This is a genomic window from Pseudomonas sp. RC3H12 (assembly GCF_018596375.1).
In the GTDB taxonomy this organism is placed as follows: domain Bacteria; phylum Pseudomonadota; class Gammaproteobacteria; order Pseudomonadales; family Pseudomonadaceae; genus Aquipseudomonas.
In genome coordinates, this window is the sequence record NZ_CP075595.1 from 4,193,949 (window position 1) to 4,206,407 (window position 12,459).

At 64.7% G+C, this 12,459-nt stretch carries 13 protein-coding genes; 4 read left to right on the forward strand and 9 right to left on the reverse strand.

The genetic code is table 11. The features are described 5' to 3' along the window. Nucleotides 1-11: 11 nt before the first annotated feature. From rodA to KHO27_RS19075, 6 genes are read right to left on the reverse strand one after another with little or no spacing between them, the layout of a single operon-like run. Nucleotides 12-1,115, reverse strand: coding sequence for a rod shape-determining protein RodA (rodA, locus tag KHO27_RS19050; protein ID WP_177485983.1), 1,104 nt, complete (start codon nucleotides 1,113-1,115; stop codon nucleotides 12-14). Nucleotides 1,116-1,153: 38 nt separating this feature from the next. Next, nucleotides 1,154-3,052, reverse strand: a complete 1,899-nt coding sequence (gene mrdA, locus KHO27_RS19055; protein WP_110703229.1) for a penicillin-binding protein 2 — start codon at nucleotides 3,050-3,052, stop codon at nucleotides 1,154-1,156. Between the two features lie 17 nt (nucleotides 3,053-3,069). Further along, nucleotides 3,070-3,537 carry a 23S rRNA (pseudouridine(1915)-N(3))-methyltransferase RlmH gene (gene rlmH / locus KHO27_RS19060; RefSeq protein ID WP_023631106.1) on the reverse strand — a complete coding sequence of 156 codons (468 nt, stop codon included), beginning with the start codon at nucleotides 3,535-3,537 and terminating at the stop codon, nucleotides 3,070-3,072. 9 nt (nucleotides 3,538-3,546) lie between these two features. Further along, nucleotides 3,547-3,978, reverse strand: coding sequence for a ribosome silencing factor (gene rsfS / locus KHO27_RS19065; RefSeq protein WP_102683784.1), 432 nt, complete (start codon nucleotides 3,976-3,978; stop codon nucleotides 3,547-3,549). 44 nt (nucleotides 3,979-4,022) lie between these two features. Beyond that, entirely contained in the window at nucleotides 4,023-4,715 is a 693-nt protein-coding gene (gene nadD / locus KHO27_RS19070; protein WP_110703232.1) for a nicotinate-nucleotide adenylyltransferase, read from the reverse strand. Further along, nucleotides 4,684-5,955 (reverse strand): glutamate-5-semialdehyde dehydrogenase, encoded by a 1,272-nt coding sequence (locus KHO27_RS19075; protein WP_111533149.1) that lies wholly within the window; start codon nucleotides 5,953-5,955, stop codon nucleotides 4,684-4,686. Before KHO27_RS19075 ends, nadD begins: the two co-directional genes overlap by 32 nt. 297 nt (nucleotides 5,956-6,252) lie before the next feature. Between KHO27_RS19075 and KHO27_RS19080 the strand changes: the two genes are divergently transcribed. Together KHO27_RS19080 and KHO27_RS19085 are read left to right on the forward strand one after the other, a co-directional pair. Then, nucleotides 6,253-6,945 carry a DNA-3-methyladenine glycosylase gene (locus tag KHO27_RS19080; RefSeq protein ID WP_110703238.1) on the forward strand — a complete coding sequence of 231 codons (693 nt, stop codon included), beginning with the start codon at nucleotides 6,253-6,255 and terminating at the stop codon, nucleotides 6,943-6,945. Nucleotides 6,946-6,948: 3 nt separating this feature from the next. Next, complete coding sequence (locus KHO27_RS19085; protein ID WP_110703241.1) at nucleotides 6,949-8,265, forward strand: bifunctional DedA family/phosphatase PAP2 family protein; 1,317 nt, start codon at nucleotides 6,949-6,951, stop codon at nucleotides 8,263-8,265. Nucleotides 8,266-8,319: 54 nt separating this feature from the next. On the opposite strand, the gene KHO27_RS19090 is transcribed toward KHO27_RS19085, so the two are convergent. Genes KHO27_RS19090 through KHO27_RS19100 form a run of 3 tightly spaced genes read right to left on the reverse strand, consistent with a single transcriptional unit; the run spans nucleotide 8,320 to nucleotide 9,995 of the window. After that, the gene (locus tag KHO27_RS19090; RefSeq protein WP_110703244.1) at nucleotides 8,320-8,910 is read right to left on the reverse strand and encodes an LON peptidase substrate-binding domain-containing protein; all 591 of its coding nucleotides are present in this window, start codon (nucleotides 8,908-8,910) and stop codon (nucleotides 8,320-8,322) included. A gap of 9 nt (nucleotides 8,911-8,919) precedes the next feature. Then, nucleotides 8,920-9,636 (reverse strand): LrgB family protein, encoded by a 717-nt coding sequence (locus KHO27_RS19095; protein ID WP_102683790.1) that lies wholly within the window; start codon nucleotides 9,634-9,636, stop codon nucleotides 8,920-8,922. After that, the gene (locus KHO27_RS19100) at nucleotides 9,633-9,995 is read right to left on the reverse strand and encodes a CidA/LrgA family protein (RefSeq protein WP_102683791.1); all 363 of its coding nucleotides are present in this window, start codon (nucleotides 9,993-9,995) and stop codon (nucleotides 9,633-9,635) included. Before KHO27_RS19100 ends, KHO27_RS19095 begins: the two co-directional genes overlap by 4 nt. Nucleotides 9,996-10,146: 151 nt before the next feature. Between KHO27_RS19100 and KHO27_RS19105 the strand changes: the two genes are divergently transcribed. Together KHO27_RS19105 and KHO27_RS19110 are read left to right on the forward strand one after the other, a co-directional pair. Then, nucleotides 10,147-10,602 (forward strand): MaoC family dehydratase, encoded by a 456-nt coding sequence (locus tag KHO27_RS19105; protein WP_023631661.1) that lies wholly within the window; start codon nucleotides 10,147-10,149, stop codon nucleotides 10,600-10,602. 106 nt (nucleotides 10,603-10,708) lie between these two features. Further along, nucleotides 10,709-12,442, forward strand: a complete 1,734-nt coding sequence (locus KHO27_RS19110; RefSeq protein WP_214500637.1) for a C13 family peptidase — start codon at nucleotides 10,709-10,711, stop codon at nucleotides 12,440-12,442. Nucleotides 12,443-12,459 lie beyond the last annotated feature (17 nt).

Below are 12,459 nucleotides of genomic sequence, written 5' to 3' on the forward strand. Positions count from 1 at the left end.
CTTCACCTTTTTCAAACCTGTGCGATCCATTTGCGGTGCGTATGGATCGACATCAGAACGCCAAACGCTGACAGCAGCGTCACCAACGAAGTTCCGCCATAGCTGATAAAGGGCAGCGGCACGCCCACCACGGGCAGAAGGCCGCTGACCATACCGATATTGACGAACACATAAACAAAGAAAGTCATGGTCAGGCTGCCCGCGAGCAGCTTGCCAAACAAGGTCTGGGCCTGGGCCGTGATCATCAGCCCGCGACCGATCAACAGGATGTAGATCAGCAGCAGCAGGCAGATGCCGACCAGGCCGAACTCTTCGCCGAGCACGGCGATGATGAAGTCGGTGTGGCTCTCGGGCAGGAAGTCCAGGTGCGACTGGGTGCCCAGCAGCCAGCCCTTGCCGAACACACCGCCCGAACCGATCGCCGCCTTCGACTGGATGATGTTCCAGCCGGTACCCAGCGGGTCGCTTTCCGGGTCGAGGAAGGTCAGCACGCGCTGCTTCTGGTAGTCGTGCATGACGAAGAACCACATCGCCACCGCCACTGGCACCGCCGCCGCGATCACACTGACGATCCAGCGCCAGCGCAGCCCCCCCATGAACAGCACGAACGCTCCCGAGGCCAGGATCAGCAATGCCGTACCCAGGTCAGGTTGGCGCACGATGAGGATGAACGGCATGCCGATCAGGATCAGGCTGATCGCCACATGCTTGAGGTGTGGCGGCAAGGTGCGTTTGGACAGGTACCAGGCGATGGTCGCCGGCATGATGATCTTCATGAATTCCGATGGCTGGAAGCGGATCACCCCGGGAATATTGATCCATCGCGTCGCGCCCATGGCGTTGTGGCCCATCACGTCCACAACGATCAACAGGAACACCCCTGCCAGGTAGGCCAGTGGCACCCAACGCGCCATGAAGCGTGGCTCGAGCTGGGCGATGATGAACATTGACACCAGCCCGATGCCGAACGAGCTGGCCTGCTTCATCAGCAGGTCCCAGTTCTTGCCGCTGGCCGAATACAGTACGAACAGGCTGCCGGCGGCGAGCGTCAGCAGGATAAGCAGCAAGGGGCCGTCGATATGGATGCGCTGCAGGAAGCTGGCGCGCCTGCGCATCACGTCCTCGCTGGAGAGCATGCGGTCGAAGTTGTTCTTCACGGGGCCGATTCCTGGGCGACTGTGGCAGGGGCGAACTCGGGCTTGAGCCGGCCATTTTCGTCAAGCAGCCAGGCATCCATGACCTGACGTACCACGGGGGCGGCGACGCCGGAACCGGACTCGCCGTTCTCGACCATCACCGAGACCACGATCCTGGGGTCGTCGGCCGGGGCGAAGGCGACAAACAGGGCGTGGTCGCGGTGGCGTTCCTGGAGCTTGTTGCGGTCGTACTTCTCGCCCTGCTTGATCGCCACCACCTGGGCGGTACCGCTCTTGCCGGCGATGCGGTACTGCGAGCCAATGGCGGCCTTGCGGGCGGTCCCGCGGGCGCCGTGCATCACCTGCTCCATGCCGTGGGTGACCCTGGCCCAATCGGACTTGTCGCGCAGAACAATGTTTTCCATGGGGTTCTCGTCCACCGGTGGCTGGCCTTCTATGGTCTTGGCCAGGTGCGGGCGGTTCCACACGCCTTTGTTGGCGATCAGCGCGGTGGCCTGGGCCAGTTGCAGCGGCGTGGTCTGCATGTAGCCCTGGCCAATGCCGAGAATCAGGGTTTCGCCGGGGAACCAGGCCTGGCGGCGGGTGGCGCGCTTCCATTCGCGGGATGGCATCAAGCCGGGCGACTCCTCGAACATGTCCAGGGCGACTTTCTGCCCGATACCGAACTTGTTCATGTAGCTGGACAGCCGGTCGATGCCCATCTTGTGCGCGAGGTCGTAGAAGTACGTGTCGTTTGACCGCATGATTGCCACATCCAGATCAACCCAGCCATCGCCGCTGCGGTTCCAGTTGCGGTATTTGTGATCGTAGTTGGGCAGTTGGTAGTAACCCGGGTCGAACACCCGGCTGCCCGCCGTTACCACGCCACTGTCGAGCCCGGCGATCGCCACCGCCGGCTTGATCGTCGAGCCCGGCGGGTAGAGGCCGCGCAGCACGCGGTTGAACAGCGGCCGGTCGATCGAGTCGCGCAGTTCGGCGTAGGCCTTGAAACCGATACCGGTGACGAACAGGTTGGGGTCGAAACTCGGCTGGCTGACCATCGCCAGCACTTCGCCGGTGCGCGGATCGAGGGCGACGATGGCGCCACGGCGCCCGCCCAACGCCTGCTCGGCGGCTTCCTGCAGCTTGATGTCGAGGCTCAGGACAATATCCTTGCCCGGCTTCGGATCGGTGCGTTTGAGCACCCGCAGCACCCGGCCCCGAGCGTTGGTCTCGACTTCCTCGTAGCCCACCTGGCCATGCAGTTCGTCTTCATAGAAGCGCTCGATGCCGGTCTTGCCGATATGGTGGGTGCCGCTGTAGTTCACCGGGTCGAGGGTCTTGAGTTCCTTCTCGTTGATCCGCCCGACATAGCCCACCGAATGGGCGAAGTGCGCGCCCTGGGGATAGTGGCGAACCAGCTGCGCCGCCACCTCTACCCCAGGCAGGCGGAACTGGTTGACCGCGATGCGGGCGATCTGTTCTTCGTTGAGCTCGAACAGGATCGGCACCGGCTCGAACGGCCTGCGCCCCTGCTTCATGCGCTTTTCGAACAGGGCACGGTCGTCAGGGGTGAGCTCGAGCACCTCGACGATCACGTCCAGCACTTCCTGCCACTTGCCAGCATTGCCGGCGCGCTCGCGGGTCATCACCAGGCTGAAGCTGGGGCGGTTGTCGGCCACCACCACACCGTTGCGGTCGAAGATCAGCCCGCGGGTCGGCGGGATCGGCTGCACATGCACCCGGTTGTTCTCTGACAGCGTCGAGTGATAGTCGTACTGGATGACCTGCAGGTAATACAGCCGGGCGATCAATACGCAGACGAGCAGCACCACCGCCACGGCGCCCACGACGACGCGGTTGCGCACCAGGCGGGCGTCTTTCTCGTGGTCCTTGAGGCGGATCTGCTGCGGCATCTGACAGGCTTACAGGTTCATTTGTGGTAGGGATGCCCGGACAACACGGTCCAGGCGCGGTAGATCTGCTCGCCGATGAGTATCCTTACCAACGGGTGCGGCAACGTCAGCGGCGACAGCGACCAGCGCTGCTCGCTGCGTGCGCAGACTTCCGGCGCCAGCCCTTCCGGGCCGCCCACCATCAGGTTGACCGTACGCGCATCCAGGCGCCAACGGTCCAGCTCGCCCGCCAGTTGCTCGGTACTCCAGGGCTTGCCATGGACCTCGAGGGTGACGATGCGTTCCCCAGGCTGCACCTTGCTCAGCATCGCCTCGCCCTCCTGACGGATCAGGCGGGCGACATCGGCGTTCTTGCCGCGGGTGTTCAGCGGGATTTCCACCAGCTCCAGCGCAAGCTCGGGGGGCAGGCGCTTGGCATATTCATGCCAGCCTTCCTCGACCCACTTGGGCATGCGCGAGCCGACCGCGATCAGACGCAGACGCACGGCGCTTCCTTATTCCCGGTCTTTGAGCTTGTCGGTGAAGTAGTCGCTGGCGTTTTCCGGGCTGTGGTGCTTGGCATCGGCGGCACGGCTCTGCTCGGCGCCCAACCACAGGCGCTCCAGGTCGTAGAACTGGCGGGCAGCGGCAGTCATCATGTGCACGATGACGTCGTTCAGGTCCAGCAGCACCCAGTCGCTGTCGCCCTTGCCTTCTTCACCCAGCGGCTGTGCGCCTTGTTTCTTGACCGCTTCACGGACCTTTTCCAGCATCGCGTTGATCTGGCGGTTGGAGGTACCGGTGGCAATGATCATGTAGTCGGTCAGGCTGTGCTTCTCACGCACGTCGATGACCTGGATGTCCTGGGCCTTGACGTCCTCCAGAGCCGTGATGGTCAGTTTGACCAGCTCTTCGCCACTGATGCCATTGATTTTCTGCTTGCTCATATAAAACTCGTTCAACTCGTTGGATGAGGCGCCCACTGGCGCCGTCAGTTGGACACACGATACAGGTCGTGTGCCTCGATATAGGCCAGTACTGCGTCCGGCACCAGGAACCGCACCGACTTGCCGCTGGCCAGCAGCTGTCGGATTTGCGTGGCGGACACCGCAAGCGGAGTCTGCCAGACGAACGAAATGTGCCCCGCCGGGCCGGACATGGCGGTGGGATCGCTCTCCGAGCGCGCCGCCAGCAGGTTGCGCAGCTCGTCAGGGGGTTCGACATCGGCATCCGGGCGTTGCAGCACCAGGATGTGACAGTGTTGCAGCAGCTCTTCCCAGCGATGCCAGCTGGGCAGGCCGCAGAATGCGTCCCAGCCCAGCACCAGGAACAACTGGTCGTGCGCGCTCAGTTCGCCGCGGATCGACTCCAGTGTATCGATGGTGTACGACGGCTTGTCGCGGGCCAGCTCGCGGGCATCCACGCTCAGGCGCTCGACGCCCTGCACGGCGCCGCGCACCATGGCCAGGCGATCCTGCGCGGCCACCAGCGGGGTGTCGCGGTGCGGTGGCCGGGCGTTGGGCAGCAGGCGCAGTTCGTCCAGGCACATGAATTCGGCCACTTCCAGCGCACTGCGCAGGTGACCGATATGCACCGGGTCGAAGGTGCCGCCGAGAATGCCGACGCGCCGGACTGCGACAGGGTTGCTCAACTCAGCACGGCTCCTGGCCGCGCAGCTGGCCATCGCCGATCACCACGTACTTTTCGCAGGTCAGGCCTTCCAGGCCGACCGGGCCGCGGGCATGCAACTTGTCGGTGGAGATACCGATTTCCGCGCCCAGGCCGTATTCGAAGCCGTCGGCGAAGCAGGTCGGGGTGTTGAGCATGACCGATGCCGAGTCGACCTCGGCCATGAAGCGCCGGGCCTGGCCCTGGTGCTCGGTGATGATCGAATCGGTGTGGTGCGAGCCGTAATGGTTGATGTGCTCGATGGCCTGCTCCAGGCCGTCGACAACGCGAATCGACAGGATCGCGTCGAGGTATTCAGTGTGCCAGTCGTCTTCGCTGGCTGGCTTGGCGGCGATGAACGCCCGGGTGCGCTCGCAACCGCGCAGCTCGACGCCCTTGTCCTGGAAACGGCGGGCCATTTCCGGCAGGAAGCGCTCGGCCACCGACTGGTCCACCAGCAGCGTCTCCATGGCGCCGCAGATACCGTAACGGTAGGTCTTGGCGTTGAAGGCAACGCGCCAGGCCTTGTCCAGATCGGCGTGGGCATCGACGAAGATGTGGCAGATACCGTCCAGGTGCTTGATCACCGGTACCCGGGCATCGCGGCTGATGCGTTCGATCAGGCCGCGGCCGCCACGGGGCACGATGACATCGACGAATTCCGGCATGCTGATCAGCGCGCCCACGGCTTCGCGGTCGGTGGTCTCGACCACCTGCACCACTGCCGGCGGCAGGCCGGCCTCGGCCAGGCCCCGCTGGATGCAGGTGGCGATGGCACGGTTGGAATGGATGGCTTCGGAGCCGCCGCGCAGGATGGTGGCGTTGCCCGACTTCAGGCACAGGCTGGCGGCGTCGATGGTCACGTTGGGGCGCGACTCGTAGATGATGCCGATCACCCCCAGCGGCACGCGCATCTTGCCGACCTGGATCCCCGACGGGCGGTAACTCATGTCGCGGAGAGCACCGACCGGGTCCGGCAGGCTGGCCACCTGGCGCAGGCCGGTGATCATGCCGTCGATGCGCGCCGGAGTAAGCGCCAGGCGCTCGAGCAGCGCGGGTTCCAGGCCGTTCTTACGGCCATTGGCCAGGTCCTGTTCGTTGGCTGCGGTGAGCGCGTCGCGGGCCGCGTCGAGAGCGTCGGCGGCGGCCTGCAGGGCGCGGTTCTTCTGCGCGGTGCTGGCACGGCCGATCACCCGCGAGGCCTCACGGGCGGCGCGACCCAGGCGGGTCATGTAGTCAAGAACGGACTCGGTCATGGGTTCGGTGTCTTGGCAAAGGGGAAATCGGCTGATTATAACTGGAGCGCTCGGGTACGCCCAGCGGCGGGTGGCGGATGGTAGAAAATGGTTGCCGCCGATACGTAGGAAAGATGTAACCACCCGTATCGAAACACACCTCAGCGTCATCGCGGGGCAAGCCCGCTCCCACGCCCTACGGGGCATGCAGCCATTTGCGTGGGAGCGGGCTTGCCCTGCGATAGCGTCAACTTGATTCAGCCTCGATTAAGCCATTCATTGCTATCATCCCCGCCTTCACAGCCACGAACCGCCCGTATGTCCGCCCCAGCCCCCTGCCCGGCCCGCGCCCTGCCCGACAGTTTCTTCGATCGCGATGCGCAGACCCTCGCCCGCGACCTGCTGGGCAAGGTCATCCGTCACCGCCATGGCGACCTCTGGCTGGCGGCGCGCATCATCGAAACCGAGGCCTACTACCTCACCGACAAGGGCAGCCATGCGTCCCTGGGTTTCACCGAGAAGCGCAAGGCGCTGTTCCTCGATGGCGGGCATATCTACATGTACTACGCCCGCGGCGGCGACTCACTGAACTTCAGCGCCCAGGGCCCGGGCAACGCGGTGCTGATCAAGTCCGCCTACCCCTGGATCGACGCCATCTCCGACGCCAACAGCCTGGCCCGGATGCAACTGAACAACCCCGACGCCAGCGGCAACCTGCGCCCTCCCGAGCGCCTGTGCAACGGCCAGACCCTGCTGTGCCGGGCCATGGGCCTGAAGGTGCCGCACTGGGATGCCCGGCGTTTCGACCCCGAGCATCTGTACGTCGAAGACTGCGGCATCGAGGTTCCCCGGGTGATCCAGACCACCCGCCTGGGCATCCCCCATGGCCGCGACGAACATTTGCCCTACCGCTTCGTCGATGCCGATTACGCCCGCCACTGCACCCGAAACCCGCTGCGACGCGGCCAGGTCGAAGGGCAAGACTTCTTCATGCTTGAACAAGGAAACTGAACCATGGGCCAATGGCTGGACAGCCTGACCACCTGGCTTGGCGCCAACCCTCAGTGGCTGGGCCTGGCAATCTTCCTCGTGGCCTGCGTCGAATGCCTGGCCATCGCCGGCATCATCGTGCCCGGCACCGTGCTGTTGTTCGCGGTCGCAGTGCTGGCCGGCAGCGGCACCTTCAGCCTGGGCGAAACGCTATTACTGGGTTTCCTCGGTGGCATGCTCGGCGACGCAATCTCCTACGCCATCGGCAAGTACTTCCACCAGAACATCCGCCGCCTGCCGTTGCTGCGCAGCCACCCGGAGTGGATTGGCAGCGCCGAGGCGTACTTCCAGCGCTATGGAATCGCCAGCCTGCTGGTCGGCCGCTTCATCGGCCCGCTGCGACCGATGCTACCGATGGTCGCCGGCATGTTCGATATGCCCCTGCCGCGCTTCATCGCGGTGAGCCTGGTGGCTGGCGCCGGCTGGTCGGTGGCCTACCTGCTGCCCGGCTGGGCCACCGGCGCGGCGATGCGCCTGCCACTGCCGGAAGGCTTCTGGCTGGACGCGGGGATTGTCATGGGCACCCTGGCGGTGCTGATCGGCCTGAGCCTGAGCACCAGCATCCGCGATCAACGCCACGGCACCCGCCTGATCGCCGCCCTCAGTGGCCTGGCGGTAGCCGCGCTGTTCATCGGCTGGCGCTACTTGAGCGAATTCGACCAGGGTGTGATGACCCTGGTGCAGGAACACCGCAGCCAGGCCATCGACGGCGCCGTGGTGGTAATTACCCGCCTGGGCGACTTCCGTACCCAGTTCTTCCTCGGTGGCCTGCTCACGGGCCTGTTGCTGCTGGCCCGGCAATGGCGCCACGCGCTGTTCGCCGGCGCGACACTGATCGGCACAGCCCTGGCCAACGGCACGCTGAAATGGTTGTTCGCCCGCGCCCGCCCCGAGGTGCTGACCGACCCGCTGACCAGCTACAGCATGCCCAGCGGGCATAGCTCGGCATCGTTCGCCTTCTTCCTGGTGCTGGCGGTGCTGGCCGGGCGCGGCCAGCCGCCGCGCATGCGCCTGACCTGGGTGCTACTGGGGTGCATTCCGGCCCTGGCCATCGCGCTGTCGCGGGTATACTTGGGCGCGCACTGGCCGACCGATATCCTCGCCGGCGCGCTGCTGGCATGCTGCATGTGTGCGCTGAGCCTGACCCTGGTGCAATATCGCCAGCCGCTCACGGCGCTGCCGCAGCGGGTATGGTGGCTGGTATTGCCAGCGTGCATCGCGTTGCTGACGTTCTTTGCCCTGCACGCGCTGCCCAAGGCGTTGCTGCGCTACCAATACTGACGGCCAGCACTTGGTAGCCCGCTCCTACCAAACATCGGAGCGGGCCTGGACGGTTCAGGCGAATAGTTCGCCCTGGATCCGCTCCAGTAACGCCTGGATCGCCTCCAGCCTGAGCTGGGGCGAATCGATTGCCAGCAGGTCGAGCTTGTCCTCTTCCACGAACGGCAACAGGTAGGCCAACTGGTTGGCCAACGCCTGTCGCCCGTCGACATCCCGCGGCATGTCCAGCGCCTCGACCATCGGGTGTTCACCCAGGGCCAGCAGCAGCGCCAGCAGGTCATCGTCCTGCTCCTGCAGCGGCCCATCCGCCAGTTCCGACAGCCACTGCACCTCGCCGACCATCAACTGGTCCTTCTGCACCTCGGTGCGCTCGACACGAAAACGCCGCACGCCTTCGACGCGAATGCCCAGCAGACCGTTGTCCTGCTGCACGAAGTCGCGGATCAGCGCCTCGCAGCCGACCGACGCCACCACCGGCGCCGCCTTGCCCACCTGCTCGCCTTCCAGGATGCATACCACGCCAAAGCCTTCACCCTGCTTCATGCAACGGCCGATCATGTCCAGGTAGCGCGCCTCGAAGATCTGCAGATCGAGCAGGCAACCGGGGAACAGCACGGTATTGAGGGGAAACAGCGGTAATGTCATCTCGATTCCTCAAGCCACCAGGCTGACCGCCAACGGCAGGAACACCGCCGTGGCCACCCCCATCAGGCTCATCGCCAGCGCGGCGAAGGCGCCGCATTCGTCACTTTCCTGCAAAGCCACCGATGTGCCCACCGCGTGAGCGGTGACGCCCAGCGCCATGCCCCGGGCCTCGGGGCTGAGCACGCCGAAGCGGCTTAGCAGCGCCGGGCCGAAGATCGCACCGATCACCCCGGTGATCAGCACGAACACCGCGGCGAGGGCCGCCACACCACCAATCTGCTCGGCCACCAGCATGGCAATCGGCGAGGTGACCGACTTCGGCGCCATGGTCATCAGGATCATGTGCTCGGCGCCAAACCACCAGCCCAGCGCCAGACACGCCACGGTGGCGAACAGGCCTCCGATTACCAGCGTAGTAAATGTCGGCCAGAACAGCTGGCGGATCCGCCGCAGGTTCAAGTAGAGCGGCACCGCCAAGGCCACGGTGGCCGGGCCCAGGAGGATGTTCATGATCTCGGTGCTCTTGCGGTACTCGGCGTAGTCGATGCCGCAGACAAGCAGGATGCCGATCACCCCCAGCATCGACACCAGCACCGGTTGCAGGAAGATCCAGCGGGTCTTTTCATAACCTGCCAGCACCAGCTGGTAGGCGGCCAAGGTGATGCCGATGCCGAACAGCGGATGGTGGATGACCGCGTCGAGCGCGCCTTGCCAATCGAGGGTCATGGCTGCTCCTCGTGCTTGCCCTGGCGCTGGATGAGTTTCTGCATCAGCACGCCGACGAACACCAAGGTCGCCAGGCAGGAAATCAACAGCGCCCCGACGATGGCCCAGAAGTCCGCCGCGATGTCCCTGGCATAGACCATCACCCCCACCGCCGGCGGCACCAGCAGCAGCGGCAGGTAGCGCAGCAGGCTGCCAGCGGCCTCGTTGAGCGGCTGGCCGACTTCGCCACGAACCATCAGGAACACCAGCAGCAGCAACAGGCCGATGATGGGTCCGGGCAGGATGTGCAGGAACAAATGGTTGATCGCCGTTCCCAGCAACTGGAACAGCACCAGCCAGGTCAGACCACGCAACAGCATAGGGACCTCCGTCAGAACATGGCGGCCATTATAAGCACGCTAAGCAATTGCCTATAAGGCGATATTCGGCGAAAAACGGGCAACTTGACTGAAACGGTGCAGCGTGCTGATCTTGAACATTCGTACCAAATGACAATCTGGAGATGTCGCGATGCCCTATGTACCCGTTACAGAGCTTTCGCAGTACGTTGGCAAGGAGCTGGGCCGTTCCCAATGGCTGAAGATCGACCAAGAACGCATCAATCTGTTCGCCGAAGCCACCGGCGATTTCCAGTTCATCCATGTCGATCCGGTGAAAGCGGCCAAGACCCCGTTCGGTAGCACCATCGCCCATGGTTTCCTTACCCTGTCGCTGATCCCCAAGCTGATGGAAGATATTCTCGTGCTGCCCGAAGGGCTGAAGATGGTAGTCAACTACGGCTTGGACAGTGTGCGTTTCATCCAGCCGGTGAAGGTCGACAGCCAGGTACGACTCAAAGTCGACCTGACCGACGCCACCGAAAAGAAGCCCGGGCAATGGCTGCTCAAGGCCACGGTCACCCTTGAAATCGAAGGCGAAGAGAAGCCGGCCTACATCGCCGAACCACTGTCACTCTGCTTCGTCTGATCACCACACCGCGCCTGGTGCAGACGCACGGGGCGCGCAGCGCCCCAATTCACGGCCTGGCGTATTCTGCGGCATACTCGGCGCATCGTTTTCCCCGGAAGCCGCCATGCGCCCCCTGCTCCCTCTCACCCTGATCCTGCTGCTCGCCGCTTGTGGCGAAGGCGAATCCCTGTCTGCGCCGGACGCGCGCCTGCCCGATGGCGGTCGCTACCGTGGCCAGGTGGTGAACGGCCTGCTGCAGGGCGAGGGGCGTATCGACTACCCCAACGGCAGCTGGTACGCCGGCAACTTCAAGGATGGCCAGTGGCACGGCCAAGGTGAATGGCATGGCAGCAACGGCGAGGTCTACCGTGGACAGTTCAGTGAAGGCCTGTTCCAGGGCCTGGGCGACCTGACCACGCCCGGCAGCCACTACGCCGGCACCTTCAAGCATGGCCGCCGGGATGGCGAAGGCACCCTCAAGCAACACGACCAGACCTACCGCGGCCAGTTCAAGGACGACCAGTACGAAGGCGCGGGGCAGTTGGAGCTGGCTGACGGCAGCCGCTACCAGGGCCTGTTCGCCAAGGGCAAGCCGAACGGTTCCGGGGTACGCAGCGATGCCAGCGGCAACCAGTTCAGCGGCCACTTCATCGAGGGCCAACTACAGGGTGCCGGCACCTACGACAGCGCCGACGGCGAACAGTACATCGGCGAGTTCAAGGACAATCGCCTCGAGGGCCGTGGCCGCTACGAGAGCGCCGAAGGCGACGTATGGATCGGCGACTTCAAGGACGGATCGCTGGCCGGCCAGGGCGAACTGCTGGGCAGCGATGGCAGCCGCTACAAGGGTGGCTTCCGTGACTGGCGCTTCGCTGGCACCGGCACCTTGCAACTGGCCGACGGTAGCCAGTATGTCGGCGGTTTCGCCGACGATGCCTACCACGGGCGTGGCAAACTGACCCACCCGGATGGTCGCAGCGAAGCCGGCACCTGGGTCAACGGCGTGCGCGTGCGCGACGCCCAGGGCAAGCTTTTGCCCGACCCGCTCGACCTTGCCCTGCTCAACCAGGGCAAGCTGCTGGCCGACGCCCTGGCCCAGGTGCCGGCGTCGATCCCGCCGGTGCAGCTGTACAGCCTGGTGGTGGCCGGCGACGGCCAGCAGAGCGTGTTCCTGCGCGAAGCCGACTATGTCAGCAACATGCTCAAGGTGCGTTTCGGCGCCCATGGCCAGGTCACCCTGGTCAACCACCGCGACCACCTGGCCGATCGGCCCATGGCCACCCGCGAGAACCTCACCCGCGCCGCCCGCACCCTGGCCGAGCGCAGCGGCCCCGAGGACCTGGTGTTCATATACCTGACCAGCCATGGCAGCCACGATCACCAACTGGTGCTCGACCAGCCACGCCTGCAACTGGCCGATTTGTCCGCCGACGAGCTGGCCAGCGCCCTTGCCCCGCTGAAGGACCGCGACAAGGTGATCGTCATCTCCGCCTGCTATTCCGGTGGCTACATCGCCCCGCTCAAGGACGACCGCACCCTGGTCATGACCGCCGCCCGGCCTGACCGGGTGTCATTCGGCTGTTCGGAAGAGGCCGACTTCACCTACTTCGGCGACGCCCTGTTCGCCCAGGCGTTGAACCAGACCGACGATCTGAAACAGGCGTTTGAACTGGCGCGGCAAAGCGTTGCCGAACGAGAACGAAGGGAAGGTTTCGAAGCCTCTGAGCCGCAGCTCTGGGCGCCGCCGGCGGTGATCAGCCACTGGCAGCGTCTGCGCCGCCAACAAGCCGAGCACGCCCTGCGCAATGAAGCCCAGCCAGCTTCGGGGGATCAGGCAAAAAACCCTGGTGCCCACTAAGCTGTGTAGTAACGAGG